Origin of the sequence: Flavivirga abyssicola (assembly GCF_030540775.2) — a bacterium.
In the GTDB taxonomy this organism is placed as follows: domain Bacteria; phylum Bacteroidota; class Bacteroidia; order Flavobacteriales; family Flavobacteriaceae; genus Flavivirga; species Flavivirga abyssicola.
Genome location: NZ_CP141266.1, coordinates 1468242 through 1487006, shown reverse-complemented (window position 1 = coordinate 1487006; position 18765 = coordinate 1468242). Strand labels below are relative to the sequence as shown.

At 32.0% G+C, this 18765-nt stretch carries 18 protein-coding genes; 7 read left to right on the top strand and 11 right to left on the bottom strand.

The window, feature by feature from the left end; genetic code table 11:
- Positions 1-26: 26 nt before the first annotated feature.
- The 6 genes from Q4Q34_RS06100 to Q4Q34_RS06075 form a co-directional block, all read right to left on the bottom strand.
- A complete protein-coding gene (locus tag Q4Q34_RS06100; protein ID WP_303316375.1) occupies positions 27-2816 on the bottom strand; it encodes a hypothetical protein in 2790 nt (929 codons plus the stop codon).
- Positions 2817-2828: 12 nt separating this feature from the next.
- Positions 2829-3605 carry a hypothetical protein gene (locus tag Q4Q34_RS06095; RefSeq protein WP_303316374.1) on the bottom strand — a complete coding sequence of 259 codons (777 nt, stop codon included), beginning with the start codon at positions 3603-3605 and terminating at the stop codon, positions 2829-2831.
- A 203-nt stretch (positions 3606-3808) separates the two neighbouring features.
- A complete protein-coding gene (bioA, locus tag Q4Q34_RS06090) occupies positions 3809-5074 on the bottom strand; it encodes an adenosylmethionine--8-amino-7-oxononanoate transaminase (RefSeq protein ID WP_303316373.1) in 1266 nt (421 codons plus the stop codon).
- Positions 5075-5160: 86 nt separating this feature from the next.
- Positions 5161-5769, bottom strand: a complete 609-nt coding sequence (gene bioD / locus Q4Q34_RS06085) for a dethiobiotin synthase (protein WP_303316372.1) — start codon at positions 5767-5769, stop codon at positions 5161-5163.
- Positions 5766-6179: a putative signal transducing protein gene (locus Q4Q34_RS06080; protein ID WP_303316371.1), complete on the bottom strand. Its 414-nt coding sequence runs from the start codon at positions 6177-6179 to the stop codon at positions 5766-5768. Before Q4Q34_RS06080 ends, bioD begins: the two co-directional genes overlap by 4 nt.
- A complete protein-coding gene (locus Q4Q34_RS06075) occupies positions 6176-7321 on the bottom strand; it encodes an aminotransferase class I/II-fold pyridoxal phosphate-dependent enzyme (RefSeq protein WP_303316370.1) in 1146 nt (381 codons plus the stop codon). The genes Q4Q34_RS06080 and Q4Q34_RS06075 overlap by 4 nt, the downstream gene beginning before the upstream one ends.
- 150 nt (positions 7322-7471) lie before the next feature.
- Here Q4Q34_RS06075 and Q4Q34_RS06070 point away from each other — a divergent pair, with 150 nt between their 5' ends.
- From Q4Q34_RS06070 to Q4Q34_RS06055, 4 genes are read left to right on the top strand one after another with little or no spacing between them, the layout of a single operon-like run.
- Positions 7472-7996, top strand: a complete 525-nt coding sequence (locus tag Q4Q34_RS06070) for a DUF2975 domain-containing protein (RefSeq protein ID WP_303316369.1) — start codon at positions 7472-7474, stop codon at positions 7994-7996.
- 11 nt (positions 7997-8007) lie between these two features.
- Entirely contained in the window at positions 8008-8493 is a 486-nt protein-coding gene (locus Q4Q34_RS06065; RefSeq protein ID WP_303316368.1) for a hypothetical protein, read from the top strand.
- A gap of 2 nt (positions 8494-8495) precedes the next feature.
- The gene (locus tag Q4Q34_RS06060) at positions 8496-8702 is read left to right on the top strand and encodes a helix-turn-helix domain-containing protein (RefSeq protein ID WP_303316367.1); all 207 of its coding nucleotides are present in this window, start codon (positions 8496-8498) and stop codon (positions 8700-8702) included.
- Positions 8703-8757: 55 nt separating this feature from the next.
- The gene (locus Q4Q34_RS06055) at positions 8758-9216 is read left to right on the top strand and encodes a DUF3157 family protein (protein ID WP_303316366.1); all 459 of its coding nucleotides are present in this window, start codon (positions 8758-8760) and stop codon (positions 9214-9216) included.
- On the opposite strand, the gene Q4Q34_RS06050 is transcribed toward Q4Q34_RS06055, so the two are convergent.
- Positions 9217-9771 carry a hypothetical protein gene (locus tag Q4Q34_RS06050; RefSeq protein WP_303316365.1) on the bottom strand — a complete coding sequence of 185 codons (555 nt, stop codon included), beginning with the start codon at positions 9769-9771 and terminating at the stop codon, positions 9217-9219.
- A 35-nt stretch (positions 9772-9806) separates the two neighbouring features.
- Here Q4Q34_RS06050 and Q4Q34_RS06045 point away from each other — a divergent pair, with 35 nt between their 5' ends.
- From Q4Q34_RS06045 to Q4Q34_RS06035, 3 genes are read left to right on the top strand one after another with little or no spacing between them, the layout of a single operon-like run.
- Positions 9807-11063 (top strand): Y-family DNA polymerase, encoded by a 1257-nt coding sequence (locus Q4Q34_RS06045; protein ID WP_303316364.1) that lies wholly within the window; start codon positions 9807-9809, stop codon positions 11061-11063.
- Positions 11060-11500 carry a LexA family protein gene (locus tag Q4Q34_RS06040; RefSeq protein WP_303316363.1) on the top strand — a complete coding sequence of 147 codons (441 nt, stop codon included), beginning with the start codon at positions 11060-11062 and terminating at the stop codon, positions 11498-11500. The genes Q4Q34_RS06045 and Q4Q34_RS06040 overlap by 4 nt, the downstream gene beginning before the upstream one ends.
- Before the next feature lie 6 nt (positions 11501-11506).
- A complete protein-coding gene (locus Q4Q34_RS06035) occupies positions 11507-12061 on the top strand; it encodes a GNAT family N-acetyltransferase (RefSeq protein WP_303316362.1) in 555 nt (184 codons plus the stop codon).
- Between the two features lie 67 nt (positions 12062-12128).
- On the opposite strand, the gene Q4Q34_RS06030 is transcribed toward Q4Q34_RS06035, so the two are convergent.
- The 4 genes from Q4Q34_RS06030 to Q4Q34_RS06015 form a co-directional block, all read right to left on the bottom strand.
- Positions 12129-12407, bottom strand: coding sequence for a F0F1 ATP synthase subunit epsilon (locus tag Q4Q34_RS06030; RefSeq protein WP_303316361.1), 279 nt, complete (start codon positions 12405-12407; stop codon positions 12129-12131).
- A gap of 102 nt (positions 12408-12509) precedes the next feature.
- Complete coding sequence (atpD, locus tag Q4Q34_RS06025) at positions 12510-14018, bottom strand: F0F1 ATP synthase subunit beta (protein WP_303316360.1); 1509 nt, start codon at positions 14016-14018, stop codon at positions 12510-12512.
- Between the two features lie 167 nt (positions 14019-14185).
- A complete protein-coding gene (locus Q4Q34_RS06020; protein WP_303316359.1) occupies positions 14186-15739 on the bottom strand; it encodes an SGNH/GDSL hydrolase family protein in 1554 nt (517 codons plus the stop codon).
- Positions 15740-15749: 10 nt separating this feature from the next.
- Positions 15750-18581: a TonB-dependent receptor gene (locus Q4Q34_RS06015; RefSeq protein WP_303316358.1), complete on the bottom strand. Its 2832-nt coding sequence runs from the start codon at positions 18579-18581 to the stop codon at positions 15750-15752.
- Between the last annotated feature and the right edge of the window lie 184 nt (positions 18582-18765).

The following is an 18765-nucleotide window of genomic DNA, read 5'->3' as shown; positions in this document are numbered from 1 at the left end:
TGATATATTGTTTTGTTTAATTAAGATTAAAATTTTAAATAAATTAAGTAACCAACTTGTATTTCACTATACCCATTAGTCTCCCATTGGGAAGTATTTGTATATCGATATCTAAAGAAAAATTTATTATCACTGTCTACTGAAGGTGTATAAGAAGCACCTAACTCATAGCGATGTAACCAACTTTTAGTAAGTGACCTATTTTCTTTAAATTTTTTAGTGGAACTAACTGCAAAAAACTCTTCATTATTAGGTACTATAGTCCTAAACGGTCTAAATCTTAAATAACCACCAAAACGTTCTTCAGGCCTAATTCTAACAATAACATCTGGATAAGCGCGTATCATATTTATTGTTTTATCCAATTCTCTCGTTTTAGTTTCTGGATTTTGTGAATCTGTAACTATATCGTCAATTACATTAATTCTACCAAAATGAGTACCTGCATTTAGTTCAATTCTTGTTTTTACTAAAGGAAAATCAAAAGATGCGATATTAAGATCAACACCTACAGATACATTTTCATACTTTACCAAATCTAAATAAGACACAAACTTATCTGTGACAGGTTCATTATTTATAAAACGTTCACTTTTACTAGCCTGTAATTCACGATCATCTTCATTAATTTTTTGCCAAGATAGATTGAAATTTACATAATTAGCAAATCCAAAATTTGATCCTCTACCTAAACCAAGGTTTAACCTCTTTGTCCAGATAGGAATAAGTTTCTCTATTTCCATTTGGGCTAAACCATTTTCTTTATCTTTTTGAAAACCATTGAAATCAGTATATATTTTAGCACTTAATACTTTAGATGAAACTTCTTTTTTTAGTTCTATTTGTTTGTCTTTATCTGTATCTTCTAGGGGTAGTCTTACAACTTGGTCCTTTGGACTAAAATCCAAACGATCATTTTGATGCTTTTGATAATAGGTTATTATTTCGGTTACAGGTAAAGAGAACTTTTTTTCTTTTCCTTCAGACTGGAATAATGAATACTTATAAAGGTCTGCAAAATCACTTTTAGAGCTAAAACCGAAAGGAAAATCATTGTCAAATTTTAAGGTTTTACCATATATATCATTTAAAATATCTTTAATAATAGGCTCTTCAAAGAATTGCTTTATCTCTTCACTTGTGTCATCATCGTATAATGGTTTTTTAATTTCACCAACGGCTTTGACATGCTCTAAGAAACCGTCATTAATATCTAATTCTATTTCATTAGCTTTAAGGACCCATAAAGGGAATCTCCTAATAATTTCTTTATTATTAATAATTAGCGTGTTTATTTTGTCTTGAATACTTTTTTGGACAGATATTTTAGTATTAATTTTTGAATTAATGTCACCTAATTTACTTTTTAAAGTATTAATTGCACTTGTATAAGATTTTATTTTTTCATTTATAGTATCAATAAGAGATTTACTTTTTCTAACTTTAATAGATGAGTTATTTGGATTAGATTTATAATATAAGTTCCATTTTTTCCGTATGTCGTTAGTTAATTTTTTATACTCTTCCTCTAGAGAGTCGGTGTTTTTGGGAGTTTGACTTACGTTGCTTTCGTCTAACAAGATGTATAATTCATTATCTATTTCACGTTTTCTTATTTCTAACTCTTCAATATTATTTATGTAATAATTTTCTTTATTATCTAATATGTCTCTTATTCCTTTTTTAAGGACATTAGATTTTTTAATATATTTCTCTTTTGTGTCAGAGGAATCTTTTAAAGTAAGATCAATTATTTTTTTGTTTCCTTCAATTTTGATAATTTCATTTTTAATTTTTTCTTTTTTTTGTAATTTCCCCACATATTTTTTAAAAAAATCACTTTTCTTTAATTCATATAGTTCGTAATCATTATAATACTCTTTTAACTTGTTCATTACATACCTTTTAAATGTAGGTTTAGCTTTATTCCATAGACCTTTTTTGGAATTTTCATTAAATTCATAAAATTGTTTAATGGTTTTTCCTTGGTTATGTGTTCTCAAATATTTTAAAAACCCATCTGTTTCATTTTCTACATAATCAGATATTATAATAGCTTTATTATTGCCTAAATTAATTAGTTTTTCATGAATTTTTTCTAAGCATTCTTCTTTGCTTTTTTTGTTAGTTAAACTTCTACAACAATCTCTTAATGAGTTATTTGCATCTTTTATGTTTTGCTTATCTAAGTAAATAATATGTTTTCTTATAAATTTTGCTTGTTTTTTAAAATATAAGTCAGTACTCAAACCTTGAATGGTCTTTTTAGTTATTACTAAACTGTCTAATCGATATTTTAACAAACCAGCTACAGGCTCTGTATCATATTGAAATGCTGTAATTACAAGTGCATCAAAAAACTGAAAAATATTTCTTACATTTTGAACGGCGTCTTTTCTTTTGGTTACTAATTGTCCCAGCTTTTCTTTTGATAAATTTTTAGTTTCATCCTCTGTTTTTTTTAGAGGAGCAAGTATTTCTTTAAAAATGCCATATTCTTCTTTGTCTGATTCATCTTTTTGGCTAATACTATTTATTGCATCAACTAAAAATTTTCTAAAAGAAGTTTCTGTAAAAGGAAATACTTTAAACTTAATATCTTCACTTTCGCTATTTTCCTTTTTAGTTTTTAAGGCTTCATTTTTTTCATTTTTTAAAGTAAACATTATGCTGTTTACGGCTTCTGCAGAAGCATAAATCATTATAGTTTCTGTTTTTCCATCTTTGGAAACAGAATAATTATATGGTTGCAATTGCTTTTGTGCGTACAGACCAAACACAATAAAAAATAATAGTATAGTAAGTTTAAATTTCATAATTTTAATTTTTTATCGAGTTAGTGAAACTTTAAGAATGCGTTCTTCGCTATTCTCAGTGAATTTGATACTACCTTCTATAGTCTTTGTATCAACTAATTGTAGAAGTTGATTTTCTATATTTACAAGCTGTGAAAGTGAAGTGCCTTCATTATTTTTAATCTCTCCTGAAATATAATTATTAGAATTAAAATTTCCTTTTATATAGACGATGTTTTCTTCGTCTACATCTTGTGTAAATAAATTAAATCTACCCTGATAATCAATAACTCCTGTACAAGTAACACTTCTTAAAAACGTTGTGTCTGTTTCTGTGAAATCAAACACATTTAGTTCCCCATTAAACAAACCATTTAAGGGGTGGTCTTTGTTTTCTTCTTTAAAGCTTAAAATAGAAATAATGGTATTTTCCTTTGAAAATAATATATTGGATCGATGTAATGGAATAGTTGAAGTCGTATCATTTTTGACTAAGTTCGAAATACTATCTTCCTTAATAAATGCAATATTGTTGTAGTTTTTGATGTTACTTTTAAAAGCAAAAATGGTATAGTTAACAGAAATTGTATCATTTCCAATATTTTTTATGTTTAAACTATTAGAATAAGGAATTTTGGAAGTACTATTTTCAGATTGTTGCGAAAGCTTAAAATGTATCTTATTTGGAATGTTAAACAAATACTCTATGGGGGTCATTTCTAGCTCAGAAAAATTATCCTTTTGACAGGACAAAAACCCTATTGTACTAATAAGAGTTATGGAAATAAAATAATAATGGCTTCTATTCATAATTATAATGGTTATGGTTAAATATTTCAATTAATTACAACCAAGGACCATGGATGCAGAATTGAACGAATACCATTAATTATTAATAGAGAGTGGCTAATATAGAAAAATATAATTAAAATACAGAATTTTCTGTCTGTTTCATGAAATGTAAAATATTGTAAAATAATGAGTTATAATATCATTGTAATAAAGGACTATATTTAAACAATTTCTAAAACATCTTCAATGACTTGATAGATTTTTTGTAGTTGCTTCTTTGTCATCGTATAAGGTGCTTGAATGTAAATAGTGTTCCCTAAAGGTCGCAGAAATACACCATGATCTAAGAAGAACTTAAACAGCTTGTCTCGTAAATTACCATAACGTTTCATTTCTATATTTAAATCCAAGGCGAAAATGACTCCTGTTTGTCGCGTGGATTTTACTTTTGGATGTGTCTTTATACGCTCATTAAACGTTTTATGAGAAGCAATAACTGTTTTTATATTTTGCTGAATAGCTTCTGATTGTAATAATTCTATACTTGCTAAAGCAGCAGTACATGCTAATGGGTTTGCCGAATACGTATGCCCGTGGAACAAACCTTTTTTTATGTCGTCGCTATAGAAAGCGTTATAAATGTCTTCGGAACATGTGGTAAGTGCCATAGGCAATAAACCACCAGTTAAGGCTTTACTTAAACACATAATATCTGGTTTTGTGTCTATATAATCTGATGCAAAATATTTTCCTGTTTTTCCAAAGCCCGTCATAACTTCGTCGGCAACAGTAATGATATTATGTTTTTTACAAAACTCTAAAATAGTATTTAATCCTTCGAGGTCATACATTTTCATGGCTGCCGCGCCCTGTACTAAAGGCTCGTAAACAAAACCAGCTACGTTATCGGTTTCTACTATGGTATTTAGAGTGTTTAAAATAGCTTCATTATTTTCTCCATTTGGGGTTGGAATCCGTTTTACCTCTAAAAAGAAATCTTTAAAAGGGCCGTTGTAAATTGATAATCCAGATACGCTCATGGCACCAAAAGTGTCACCGTGAAATCCATCTTCAAAAGCAATAAGCGTGTTGCGTTTTTCTCCTTTATTAAAATGAAATTGCAATGCCATTTTAATCCCAATTTCAACTGATGTTGAACCATTGTCACTAAAGAAAATTTTGTTCTGGTTGTCCGGTAGAATTTTAATAAGTGCTTCCGATAGTTTTATAGCAGGCTCATGAGTAAAGCCACTAAAAACCACTTGATCTAATTGTTGCATTTGAGAAGCAACACGACTTGTAATGTATTCGTTGCAATGCCCATACATGCAGGTGTACCATGAAGCAATAGCATCAATATACTCATTACCGTCTTCATCATATAAAACACATCCATTTGCTTTAGTTATGGCAATAGTTTCTGGATGCAACTTGTGTTGCGTTAAGGGGTGCCAGAGGTGTTTTTTGTCGCGGGCTTTTAATGTCATAATATTTGTCATTCCCGCGAAGGCGGAAATCTGTTTTTTTTGTTTTTATTTTCAATATATAAGATTCGCCTTCGCGGGAAAGACAATTACAATCTGTCTTTAAACATTTCTGCATATTCACTCACCACATTTTTATCAAAATAAGGTTCTTCATTAATACGCCCAATAACAGGAGCTTTTGTCATTTTATAAATAATATCCTCAGTGGTTTTATGTTCATTACCACTAAAAATAATCGAGACGTCGAACCCTTTTTCTTTTAAAGCATTTATCGTTAACAGGGTGTGGTTAATACTTCCTAAATAATGCCTGGAAACAACAATCACTTTATAATCAGGTTTAATAAGATCTAAAATGGTTTGCGTATCATTTATAGGTACTAGTAACCCGCCTGCGCCTTCAATGACTAAATGACTTTTAGTTTTAGGGGCATTAATCTGTTTTATATCAATTGAAACGCCATCAATAGCTGCTGCTGCATGAGGACTCATAGGGGTTTCTAAGGCATAACTATTTGGGTGAATTTTAGACTTAGTATTGGTGATAAGTTTTTCAACGGTATACTTATCGTCATGGTCTAGTTCGCCTGCTTGAATCGGTTTCCAATAATCAGCGTGCAAAGCTTCAGTTACTATAGCTGAGGCAATGGTTTTGCCAACATCGGTAGATATTCCTGTGATGAAATATGTTTTCATTTTAAATCGAATTCTGTTTTACAATCTTCGCATTTATACTTGTGCTTTGTATAAAAAGGAAGCGAAGAAAATAAAAACCCAAAAATAAACCAGAATAATGATTTAACATCTTTTATTGTAGAAAATAATTCGACTTTTTCACTTTTACAGTTTGGACAATTGATGGTGTTACCTTCATCATCAAGAGAATACTTTTTAATAGTATCTAAAATATGTTGCGCCTTTAATGCTTGATGTGATAATACTTTTAGCTTAACACCCCCTATAGCATTACTTACCAATGGGTCTGTATCTATAGTTAAGTGGTCTGATAGAAAAACTTGAATACCCTCTGCTTCTAATCGCCCTTTAATAATTTGAGCTTCAGATGAATATTGAAATCTAGCTATTGTTTTAAACGTATCACTCATATACTTACAAAAGTAGTAAGTCCTTTTAAAACTGCTGATATGTCTTCTTCAGAATTAAATGCATGTAAGCAAAAACGCAATCGTTCTTGTTTTTTTGGAACTGTTGGTGATAATATAGGTTTTATATTAAATCCTCGCTTTTGAAATTTTTGGGCGATTTGCTTCACAGTATCATTCCCAGAAATAATACAACAATGTATAGCAGAATCACTTTCTATAAAATAGTTTTGGAGCTCGTTTTTAATAATTTCCATTTTAAAATGGGCAATATTTTTATGAAGTTGTGCTCTATTCTTGGTTAAAATTAATTCATGATAAGCAGAATGAATAGTAGCCAAAGTATGAGGAGGTAAAGCGGTGGTGTAAATAAAACTTCTGGAAAAATTTACTAAATATTGTTTAAGAGATTCACTTCCTATAATGGCAGCGCCATGAGTACCAATAGCCTTTCCGAATGTGATAATTCTAGCAAAAACGTCATTTTCTAATTTTAAATGTTGCACTAAGCCAGCACCACGTTCTCCAAAAACACCAATGGCGTGTGCTTCGTCTATAATAAAATAGGCATTATAATCTTTACATAATTGTACCATTCCTTTTAAGTCTGGAGAGTCACCGTCCATTGAGAAAACAGATTCTGTAACAATGTAAATGTTAGTTTCTTGCGGAACCTCTCGACTGCGCTCGAGGAGACTTCTTAAGTCCTGTAAATTGTTATGCTTAAACTTATAGGCTTTCGCATTGGAAAGTTTTATACCATCACGAATTGATGCATGAATATACTCATCATATAAAATAAAATCTCCACGTTGTGGGATACATGAAAATAGGCCCACATTAGCATCATAGCCAGAATTAAAAATTAAGGCAGATTCGCTATTATGAAAACCAGATAATAAGGATTCGACAATATTAAAAAGCGGATGATTTCCTGAAAGTAGCCTTGAGCCTGTTGCTCCGTTATGAGTTATATGATGTCCAATTAAAAACTTATGGGTGTTATTAAAAATGGTTTCAGATTTAGAAAAACCCAAATAATCGTTGGAGGAAAAATCTACTAAATTATTTTGTGTCCCTAGTTGACGTAAGGCATTATTAGCTTTACGCTCTTCAAGTTTTTGATATAGTTTTTTAGGAAACATGGTGTAAAGATACTAAAAGACCTGTCAGGTTTTTAAAACCTAACAGGTCTAATCTATAAGTGTAAAATATCTTTTTTTAATAAAAAATTATTGTTTTTCAATAATTTTTATATATTTGTTATTGTTAAACAATAATTTTATAAATATATAATGAAAGACAATACAAATATTTTAACTATTATCACTTGGGTTATTTTGCTGTCTTTAGCTTCCATTTTGCTTAATGATATTAGAGAATTTGATTTTTACCAGTTTAAAGAATTTCAAAGTTGGGCAAAATTTGCAGATAAAAATGAATCTTGGTTTACTTCAAAAAATGCGATACAATGGAGTTATTATGTGATTAGTGCTGGTTTATTTATTTGGAGAGGCTATCTTATTTATGGTTTTTCTTATTTTTTATCAATTTTAAAAGAGATAGAAAATGGGGATTACTTTAGTAATAATAATATAAGGTATTTCAAAAAGATAGGGAATATCTTTATTTGGTATACGATTAGTGTCCTTGTTTTAAGATTTCTTCTGGCATCCATAGGAAAATCTTCGTTCAATTTTTTTAATGAACTTAAAGCCGAGTTTACTTTTTTAATCCCAGCTGGATTAGCTTTTTACATCCTAGCAGAGATATTCAAACAAGCTAAGAAAACAAAAGAAGAAAATGACTTAACTATTTAACTTTATAAGTGATGGATTTAAAAAGTGCTATAAATTTCCAAAGATTTTTTTTACTCATTTTTTTTGCAATCATACTTGAAATAGCAGTCGGTTCTTATTTGCCATGGCTTAAAGCGGTTTATAATGAGGGTTTTGTGTTAATAAAGGGATCTAAATTATATGTGAATGATGATAGTTTTTACAATACGTTTTTTATAAAAACACTTCGTTTTTTAGGTTTGATTTTATTAATAATTCCACTTTTTAATTATAATAAATTTTTGATTAGTATTAAGACTAAATCATTTTTTGAAAAGAAAAATTCACAATTATTAATTAAAAGTTCTACACTACTACTTCTATATGCTTTCCTAAATTATGTGTTAAACTATTTAGATGTAGAAAGACATTATTTTAATATGGGATATATCGTGTTTATAGGGTTTACTTGCTACACTTTTGGAATTATTTTCAAACGAGCCTATAAGAATAAACAAGAAAACGATCTAACCATATAACCATGCCAATTATTGTAAATCTTGATAGGATACTTGCCGAGCGTAAAATGAAAAGCAAAGAGTTGGCTGAAATTATAGGTATAACGACAGCAAATCTTTCTATTTTAAAATCTGGGAAGGCAAAAGCGGTGCGTTTTTCAACTTTAGAAGCCATTTGTAAAGCTTTAGATTGTCAACCTGCTGATATTTTAGAGTATATAGAAGATTGATTTAGTATTAAAACATGTATTTTTGAAATTATAAATCCTATATTATAAATCTATTATGAAAACGTTTTTCTTTCTTTTATTATTTTCTATGTCTTGTACTGGTTTTGCACAGAATAATCATATTGTAAAAACTGAAGATGGAAGACGTGTCTTGCTTAAAGCTGATTTTACCTGGGAGTATATTGATGCAGAAAAGTCTGAAGATGTTCCAAATAATATTACTGTTCCAAATGATTTAAATTCAAAAGAAAATGAAGGTTGTAACTTAACTGAGGATTTTGTTGAGCCTAAATTGAATAAAAAAATTCAAGCTCAATTAAAAAGAGGCAGAGCAACGATTGCTTATGTAAAAAAGAAAGTTGCTAAAGATTATAACTGTGACGTAGCGAATATTTTATTGATATCGTTTTCAGAACAAAAAGAAAAAGCGGTCTATCATTTTTGTGCTAATGGTACTAAGGTCACGTATAAACGTATTGGTAATTCCATTGTAAAGAAGGATAAGTTCTTTTAATTAATCTAGATATTCAACTTTACCTGTTTCTTTATAAATAACTTTGTTTATTCTTTTGTGATGGCCTCGTTTTCTGGCATCGAGTAAATCGATGTTTAATTTTTCAGAAAAGAAAAACCCCTTTTCTAAAACTTCATTAAAATCATCTAAGACAAATAGGTTTAAAATTTCATGTTTTTTATACCAAAGATTTACTTCATATCCATTTTTGGTATGAAAAACAGATATATAATTTAAGTCTTTAAGGTTTTGCCATTTTTCTCTATAAACTAATGGTCCAATAGAGTAACTGTGTCTTATTTTTAAATGAGTAAAATTAAGGTGAATATAATGTCTTGCTATTATTGGCAGAATAAATGCAATTAATATTCCTAATAGAAGTATTAGAAAAACGATTACTTTTTCGGTGTCTTCTTTATTTAATCGATGGTATACACCATTACTTTTAAAAATGTATAGAACAAAAACGCAAAATCCAGAAAACAATGCAGAGAATAGAATCTTGTTAAACCACGATATTCTAGGTTCTCTTATGGTAAATTCTACGTTGTACATAAAGCAAATGTATGTAAAATTTGTATTTTTATAGAATGTACGCCTTAGTAGATTGTAATAACTTTTATGCGTCTTGCGAGCGCGCTTTTAACCCTAATTTGTGGAACAAGCCCATTGCTATTTTAAGTAATAATGATGGTTGCGTTATTTCGCGTAGTGATGAGGCTAAGGCATTAAACCTTCCTATGGGAGCACCTATTTTTAAATGGGAAACATTTTGTAAAGCCAATAACATTTGTGTGTATTCCTCTAATTATCCGTTGTATGGGGATATGAGTAGTCGAGTTATGACCATATTGGAACAGTTTACTCCAGATGTTGAGGTGTATAGCATTGATGAAGCATTTGTGCAATTTAAAGGTTTTGAAGATTACGATTTTGAAGATTACGGGAACCAAATTAGACAGCGTATTTTAAAATGGACAGGCATTCCTACTTGCGTGGGGATTGCTCCAACAAAAGCTTTGAGTAAGGTCGCCAATAAAATAGCTCGCAAATTTCCAAATAAAACCAATGGCGTTTATGTGATTGATTCTGAGGAGAAAAGAGTTAAAGCTTTAAAATGGATAAAATTAGAAGCTGTCTGGGGTATTGGACATGGATTGCAAAAACGATTAAAAATAAAAGGGTGCAAAACGGCATTGGATTTTGTTCAGTTGCCAGATGAATGGGTGCGTAAGAATTTCTCAATTACCGAATGGAAGCTAAAAAAGGATTTAGAAGGTGTTTCTAAGTTGAAATTAGATGAATTTCAAACAAAAAGAGCGATTGCAACTACCAGAAGTTTTGAGTATACTTTTTCGGATATTGAAAATATAAAAGAACGAATTTCAACGTTTGCAACAAGTTGTGCCGAAAAATTACGTAAGCAAGGTTCTAGTTGTCATATTATTTATGTTGTTTTAAGAAGTGACAGGCATAAAAAGGGCATGGAGCAACATAGAGTAAGTAAAGTTGTAAATTTACCTTATCCAACTAATTCATCTTTAATTATTAGTAATTGTGCTGTAGATAGTGTAGCTTCAATTTTTAAAAAAGGAATAAAATATAAACGAGCAGGTGTTATTGTGACGGGTTTGGTCCCAACAAACAATCATCAATTGGATATGTTTGAAACTGAAGATCCAAAGCATAAACCCTTGATGGATACTATCGACAAGTTAAATGGTAAATATGAAAATTATAAAATAAAGCTGGGAAATCAGGATTTAAAACGTACTTGGAAAATGCGTCAAGAACGGTTATCTCCAAGATATACGACTAATATTAATGATATTATTAAAGTAAAATGATACTACACAAATCACAACATTTAACGTTTTTTAGTCCAAAAGTAACAAACGATTCAGGGGCTCCTTTTTTCGATACAGGAATTTCTGCTGGGTTTCCTTCTCCTGCAGAAGATTTTAAGGAGCAGCGCTTGTCTTTAGATAAAGAGCTTATTAAAAATAAAGAAGCTACTTTTTTTGCACGGGTAAGTGGGCAGTCTATGATTGGTGCTGGATTGGATGATAATGATTTACTAGTCATAGATAGAAGCTTAGAACCTGCAAATAATAAAATAGCCGTTTGTTTTTTAGATGGTGAATTTACAGTAAAGCGCTTAAAAGTAGATAAAGATGAAGTATGGTTACAACCAGAAAACCCTAATTACCCAATAATAAAAATTACCAGTGATAACGATTTTGTTATTTGGGGTATTGTTACGAGTGTTATTAAAAAAGTATAGTTTGCAATGACGCAAATTATTTATAAACGTGCAAAAACAGAGGAGGAATTACAACAAATCTTAGATTTACAAAGTGATAACATTAAGATATTATTATCTAATGAAGCTATAAAAACAGAAGGATTTGTTTCTGTAAAACATACGTTTGATGTTTTAAAACGAATGAATGATGCTTGCCCACATGTAATTGCTACGCATGATGGAAACGTTATAGGCTATGCTTTGTGTATGCTTAATGCGTTTAGAAATGATGTGCCAGAACTTATACCCATGTTTGAGTATATGGATAGTATTATTGCTTCTAAAAACTTATCAGAGCTTTGTTATTTAATTATGGGGCAAATTTGCATAGATAAGGCCTATAGAAAACAAGGTATTTTTAAAAGGCTTTATTATTACTTCAAGGACGAATTAAAATCAGATTTTGATGCCGTAATTACAGAAGTGAATTCTAAAAATAACCGTTCTTCTAGAGCACATCGAGCAATAGGGTTTGAAATTTTAGATGTACATACAGAGGGTGGTGAAGTATGGGAGTTAATGATCTGGAAATGGACATAAAATAATGGCGTATAAAAAAACGCGAAGTATTTACTTCGCGTTTTTAATATATTTTATAAAAAGAAATTTAGTCTGCTAAAACAATAATTTTATTGTCTTTCATTTCTATAGTTCCAGAATTTATCTTTAATAAAGTCGTGTCTTTTTCTCCTTTAGTAAACTTATCCTGAACGGCTTCAGATAATTCAATATTTCCTGAAATTTTCACAACACCTTCTTTTAATAAAGATACAATAGGTGCGTGATTATTTAACATTTCGAAATCTCCATTGACTCCAGGAACGGCAACACTAGTTACTTCTCCACTAAATAAGGTTGCTTCAGGTGATACAATTTCTAAATACATACTAAAACTTATTTTAGTACCCTGAACTTGGTTCAGGGTCTTTTAATTTCTATTCAAAGTTCAAAATTTAAGATGCTGAAATAAATTCAGCACTTGCTTAGGCTATGCCTCTGCAAGCATTTTATCTCCAGCCTCAATAGCTTCTTCGATAGTTCCTTTAAGGTTAAACGCAGCTTCTGGTAAGTGATCTAATTCACCATCCATAATCATGTTAAATCCTTTAATAGTTTCTTTAATATCAACTAATACACCTGGGATACCTGTAAACTGCTCTGCTACGTGGAAAGGTTGTGATAAGAAACGTTGTACACGTCTAGCTCTACCTACGGCTAATTTATCTTCTTCAGATAATTCTTCCATACCAAGAATAGCGATAATATCTTGTAATTCTTTATAACGTTGTAATAACTCTTTTACACGTTGTGCACAGTCATAATGTTCGTTTCCTAAGATATCTGCTGTTAAGATTCTAGAAGTAGAATCTAATGGATCCACCGCAGGGTAGATACCTAGCTCAGCAATTTTACGAGATAATACTGTTGTTGCATCTAAGTGAGCAAAGGTTGTTGCAGGAGCAGGATCCGTTAAATCATCCGCAGGTACGTAAACCGCTTGTACAGATGTAATAGAACCTCTTTTTGTTGATGTAATACGTTCTTGCATCGCACCCATCTCTGTTGCTAATGTTGGTTGGTAACCTACCGCAGATGGCATACGACCAAGTAATGCAGATACCTCAGATCCAGCTTGTGTAAAACGGAAGATGTTATCTACGAAAAATAATACATCTTTTCCTTGTCCTTCACCAGCACCATCACGGAAATACTCAGCAATAGTTAACCCAGATAAGGCAACACGAGCACGTGCTCCAGGAGGCTCATTCATTTGTCCGAATACGAAAGTCGCTTTAGATTCTTTCATTTTAGATTTATCAACTTTAGATAAATCCCATCCACCTGCTTCCATAGAATGCATAAAATCATCACCGTAACGGATAATTCCAGATTCTAGCATCTCTCTTAAAAGGTCATTTCCTTCACGAGTTCTTTCTCCTACACCAGCAAATACTGAAAGTCCACCATGTCCTTTTGCAATATTGTTAATCAACTCTTGAATTAGTACTGTTTTACCAACACCAGCACCACCAAATAAACCAATTTTACCACCTTTTGCATAAGGCTCAATTAAATCGATGACTTTAATACCTGTAAATAAAACTTCAGTAGACGTTGATAAATCTTCAAACTTAGGAGCTTGACGGTGAATTGGTAACCCAGCATCATTAGCTTTAGGTAAATCCCCAAGACCATCAATAGCATCTCCAATTACATTAAATAAACGTCCGTAAACATCATCACCAATCGGCATTTGTATAGGCGCACCAGTAGCTATAACTTCAGTTCCTCTACTTAAACCATCAGATGAATCCATGGCGATAGTACGAACTGTATCTTCACCAATGTGAGACTGTACTTCTAATACTAATATAGAACCGTCAGGTCTTTTAATTTCTAATGAATCGTAAATTTTTGGAAGTTCTGAACCTGCACCGAATTCAACATCGATTACCGGACCTACTATTTGTGCAACTTTACCTGTAACTTTAGACATTACTTATGTATTTAATATTATGCGATTTAATTGTATGAAAACACTTTTAGTTTTCGCGTGCAAAGATATATTTTTTAATTTAAAATAAAAGTTGTTTTTAGAGCTTTTTTATAATAAAAAAACACCTTCTAACTGAAGGTGTTTTATAATGATAATTTTATTTTAAATTATTGTAGTGTAGGCGAGTAATTTGTTGGGTAGTCATTTGCTTTGGCAATATTTCCGGATTCAATGAAGTTAGATCCAAAAGCACTATCAATAGCTTCTAAAAATTTGTTTGCTAAATAAGCATATCCCCTTGCTGTTAAATGAATCCCGTCTAAACCTACTGCTCCACCTGTAACTAAATCTGCATTGAGGTTAAAACCATCAAAATCAATACCTGTACTTGCTAGTTCATTAAGAATACTGTTTAAATCAACTAAGGCAATGTTATCATTTGAATTTGCTATTTCAGCAATAGTTATATTATATGCGTCAGTTGCAGCTTTTATTTCAGCAAGCTCATCACTATCTAAGGCATCTCCATCATCAATACCATTAACAGCAGCAATTACCAAAGCGCCCTGTTGAGGTGTTGGTGTGCCTCCAGTTTGAAGAATTCCTAAAACTTGTAAAACTTCTGGTGTTAAAGCTACTGAACCATAGCCTTGAGCTAAAGCACTTTGGTCTATAGTTAATACCAATAACTCGTCTTCGGTCATTTGCCTAAAACCTAAAGGATTGGTAGGCGTTACAGGAACATCTATAATCCATCTATTCGCTCCTGCGCTAAATGGTATAGCATATTGAGAAGCCAAAGCTTGGGCTTGAGCAGGAGGGACCATTTGTCCTATTAAAACCTGAGTAAAGATTCCTGCTACAGCCTGAAAAAACCCAGTTAATTGACCAGCAGTAGCTTCATCTATAACTAGAGCGTTATTTGGTACCGTTGTAAAATGTGGTAAATCTGTAACGTAAGGAACATTTGTAACGACACCTTTTGCTCCTCCAGAAGTTAAGGTGGTTACCAAAGTATTAAATGTCTCATCAAAACCAACTCCAGCAGACCCGGCAGAAGGTGTTATTAAATTTGATCCGTCTCCTCCAGAGGTTGCATAACCTAATACATCATTACCTCCGACTTCAGATAATGTGAAGAATGTAGGATTTTGTGCCATAGCATCAGCCAAAACTGTAGCCATTGGAGCAGATGCTATACGTGCGTAGTATGGATTTAATCCGGCATAACCAGGAGCTACAAGATGCCAACTTTTTGCACCAGGGATACCGAAATTTTTAAAGTCGCTGCCAATGCTCACTCCAGCTTCTGTAGTAATAGGAGGAACAGGGGCTCCTAAGCCTGTTAAAAAAGCATCTAACGGTTGCGGTCCTGGAATGGCGCTATTAAATGTTAGCCTGTAACCTCTTATTACATTACCCCCTACTAAAATCCCTCCTGTATTATCACTCATTAAAGGTTGCGTAAAATCGCCTCCACCTGCTTTTGCAAACTCTTTTGATAAAATGTTAGGGAATGAATTTTCCTGTGAAGCTTTAAATAAACCTCCATCTGTAAAACCAGATGTAAATGAAGCGCCTACAGCTACATAATTTGAAAAATCTGCAGAACCAGTTGTTAATTCTGGTAAAATGACTTCTTCTGGTAATATGTTATCGTCTTCGTCGCAAGCAAAAAATCCTAAAGCAAGGACAAAAAGGTATATATATCTAATATTCATAATGATCTTTTTATAAGTTATTAATTGTCCATGAAAGGTAAAACTGTGAACCTATTAAGCCTGTTCCCACAGCTGTAAAGTATTCATCACCTAAAAGATTGGAAGCACCAGCTTTAAAGGTTGACTTTAAAGAGGGTACACGCAAGTTTATTTGAGCGTCTAAAACATGGTAAGCAGGAACTTCTGCTGTAGCAAAAGACGCTTCCCAAACATAATTATCACTCCATCTCCAAGCGACATTAAAACCGAAGTTTTTAAATAAATTAGTATTACCAAAAGATGCTTTTACTTTGTGTTCTGGTGTGTTAAAGTTTGTTTGGAAATCTGGATTGGCATCACGATCAAAATCTAATTTTGCATATGTGTAATTCATACCTAAATCATAGTTTCCAAATATTTTAGTGGTTACGCCTAGTGCCGCACCATAAGAATTAACATCTGCTGTCGTATTTGTATAGGCTCTATAGGCTTGAAAATCACTATTAGCTACTGCAACTATAGCTAAAGGAGTTCCACCAGGAGCTGTTTGAGATAATTGCACATCTCCATAATATGGGTTCACAACATCTACTGTGGTAATAAAATCTTGATATTGATTTAAGTAAGCACTAAAATCAATAATAACCTTGTCTAATTTTCCTCTATAGCCTGCTTCAAAAGAACTAACCTGTTCTGGTTTTACAATACCTGGATTAGCTATTTTTAAATCTGCAGGATTTTGTGAAGCAGCAAATGCCGCCACCGAAGTTCTTGTAAAGGAGTTGTTGTAAGCTCCAGTACCGTCATAATTAAAACTAGTACCAATAATACTTTGTCCAGTGGTGGAAATATCATCTCCGCTAACTGTTCTTAAATCTCTTTCTGGATTATCTGGTGCACTACCTAATAAAATAATACTTCCTACATTGAAACCAATGTACAGAGCTTGCGTATCTGGGTTTCTAAAACCTGTTTGAAAAGAGGCTCTTAAGTTATGGTTATTCTCTTCTCCCAAATTATAACCTAGGGATAATCTTGGAGAGAAAAAGGCATCAAAAAGTTCTGATTTGTCATAACGAATAGATGCTGTTAATTTTAAACGCTCATCTTCTAAAAACTTCTTTTGAATTTGTGTATACAGTCCAACTTCAGAGTATGGAATTTCTTCTAATTTATCTGTATAGATGGAACCAAAGGAGTTTAATACATACTTTCTGTAGGAACCACCAACTTGAATTTCGGCAAAATCTGTTAAATGACTGAAGTTATAGTTGGCATCAGAATGATAGATTTTAGATTCATCTCTAAATTTACTACCAGTTAATACGTCAGGATCGTTTATCACCGTGTTGAAAGCATTTTGAAACTGAGGGCTTCCGGGTTCATATCTTCCGGTATCTGCGGCTTGCCTTGCATTAGCATGAGCTTGGTTCGCATTTAACCCAGCCAATGTGCCTTCAATGAAAGCTCCTGTGTATTCGCCAAACCAAACTTCATCTGTTTTCCATTGTCTATTTATATTTACACCTGTAAATACCATGTCATAGGAATCACCTGCATTATCTGCAGTAACATAGCCTCTTAAGAAAAAGTTATCGTTTTTTATTTCCAGCTTATGCTGTTGTAAAAAGAAATTCTTGATAGAATATCTATTAGATCCTTGATAAACAGTTGATCCAGAACCTATTTTACCTACGTATTGAATTTCAAAATCATTCTCCCATGGTCTATAGTATAATCCCCAATCGGTTTTTATACTTTTGGCATCATAATCTGTTAAATCTGCTTCGTCATAACCTGTTCTACTAACATTAACAGAAGGTACTAAATTAGCTAAATCAGGGTTAGGCAGTCGTCCTAGAGCAGCAAGTCTGTCTGCTACTGTTTTAATATTAATTGTAGCAATATCACCATATACATTAACACCATCATAATCGATGTCATTTTCTCTGGTGCTATTACTCTCTACAAAAGTAGTGGTACGATCTTTTCCTCTGGTATCGTTTGCAACCCAATCGGTTCCTTGTAAGTAACTAAAATTAACTTTTGCAGCAAATTTTTCACTGAATTTGTGAGCAACACGGATACCATAATCTTTATAGTCGTTGTCTCCTGCTGCTTCTTGAGAAGTAATCCCTTGCTTATAGTAAGCACTAATACCATGATGATCAAAAGGGCTTTTACTTCGCATAAATAGTATTCCATTAAACGCATTAGCACCATAAAGGGCAGAGGCTGCTCCTGGTAGAAGCTCTACACTCTGTACATCTGTTTCTATCATTCCTAATAGGTTTCCTAAAGGAAAGTTAAGAGCTGGTGCGGCATTGTCCATACCATCAACTAATTGCATAAAACGTGTATTAGCGAATGTTGCAAAACCTCTAGTATTAATAGATTTAAAGGTTAAACTATTTGTGTTAATATCAACACCTTTTAGGTTTTCTAAACCATCATAGAAATCTGAAGAAGCTGTGTTTTTTATTGCTTTCAACCCAAAACGTTCCACAGTTACGGGTGATTCAAATATTCGTTCTGGTGTTCTTGATGCCGAAATAACAACCTCGTCTAAGGATGTACCTTCTTTAAGAACAATGGTTATCTTTTGATTATTTGACGTTACCTCTTGGGTAACGGTTTCAAAACCAACACTGCTTGCTTGTATGCTAAACGGAGGGTTTTGATTAACAGTAAGAGAGAAATTACCATCAAAATCTGTTACGACACCTGTTGAGGTACCAACAATAATAACATTAGCCCCAGGTATAGGCTGGCTATTATCATCAACAACAAAGCCGGAAATAGTTGTTTGGGAATAAGTTAATCCACAAAACAACAACAGTAAAATTGAGAAAATTGTCTTCATTTAGTAAGAATTAGTTTATATTTTAGCTAACAATATAAAAATATTAAATGTCACTTCAACATAAAAATAAAAAAAAATTATGCACGCATAGCATTTTTAACAAAAAAGCATGTTTAAAAATGATTTATGTGTATAAAAAATGAAGATTTACTGAAAATTATCATCATACCTTAAGTCATAAGGT

Bases quoted from the DNA above. Each gene is read 5' to 3' on its own strand.
- Q4Q34_RS06070 (WP_303316369.1), top strand. From the start codon at position 7,472: ATGAAAGACAATACAAATATTTTAACTATTATCACTTGGGTTATTTTG.
- Q4Q34_RS06075 (WP_303316370.1), bottom strand. From the start codon at position 7,321: ATGTTTCCTAAAAAACTATATCAAAAACTTGAAGAGCGTAAAGCTAAT.
- bioD (WP_303316372.1), bottom strand. From the start codon at position 5,769: ATGAAAACATATTTCATCACAGGAATATCTACCGATGTTGGCAAAACC.
- Q4Q34_RS06065 (WP_303316368.1), top strand. From the start codon at position 8,008: ATGGATTTAAAAAGTGCTATAAATTTCCAAAGATTTTTTTTACTCATT.
- Q4Q34_RS06060 (WP_303316367.1), top strand. From the start codon at position 8,496: ATGCCAATTATTGTAAATCTTGATAGGATACTTGCCGAGCGTAAAATG.
- Q4Q34_RS06040 (WP_303316363.1), top strand. From the start codon at position 11,060: ATGATACTACACAAATCACAACATTTAACGTTTTTTAGTCCAAAAGTA.
- Q4Q34_RS06035 (WP_303316362.1), top strand. From the start codon at position 11,507: ATGACGCAAATTATTTATAAACGTGCAAAAACAGAGGAGGAATTACAA.
- atpD (WP_303316360.1), bottom strand. From the start codon at position 14,018: ATGTCTAAAGTTACAGGTAAAGTTGCACAAATAGTAGGTCCGGTAATC.
- Q4Q34_RS06050 (WP_303316365.1), bottom strand. From the start codon at position 9,771: ATGTACAACGTAGAATTTACCATAAGAGAACCTAGAATATCGTGGTTT.
- Q4Q34_RS06030 (WP_303316361.1), bottom strand. From the start codon at position 12,407: ATGTATTTAGAAATTGTATCACCTGAAGCAACCTTATTTAGTGGAGAA.
- Q4Q34_RS06045 (WP_303316364.1), top strand. From the start codon at position 9,807: ATGTACGCCTTAGTAGATTGTAATAACTTTTATGCGTCTTGCGAGCGC.
- Q4Q34_RS06095 (WP_303316374.1), bottom strand. From the start codon at position 3,605: ATGAATAGAAGCCATTATTATTTTATTTCCATAACTCTTATTAGTACA.
- Q4Q34_RS06020 (WP_303316359.1), bottom strand. From the start codon at position 15,739: ATGAATATTAGATATATATACCTTTTTGTCCTTGCTTTAGGATTTTTT.
- Q4Q34_RS06015 (WP_303316358.1), bottom strand. From the start codon at position 18,581: ATGAAGACAATTTTCTCAATTTTACTGTTGTTGTTTTGTGGATTAACT.
- Q4Q34_RS06055 (WP_303316366.1), top strand. From the start codon at position 8,758: ATGAAAACGTTTTTCTTTCTTTTATTATTTTCTATGTCTTGTACTGGT.
- Q4Q34_RS06100 (WP_303316375.1), bottom strand. From the start codon at position 2,816: ATGAAATTTAAACTTACTATACTATTATTTTTTATTGTGTTTGGTCTG.
- bioA (WP_303316373.1), bottom strand. From the start codon at position 5,074: ATGACATTAAAAGCCCGCGACAAAAAACACCTCTGGCACCCCTTAACG.
- Q4Q34_RS06080 (WP_303316371.1), bottom strand. From the start codon at position 6,179: ATGAGTGATACGTTTAAAACAATAGCTAGATTTCAATATTCATCTGAA.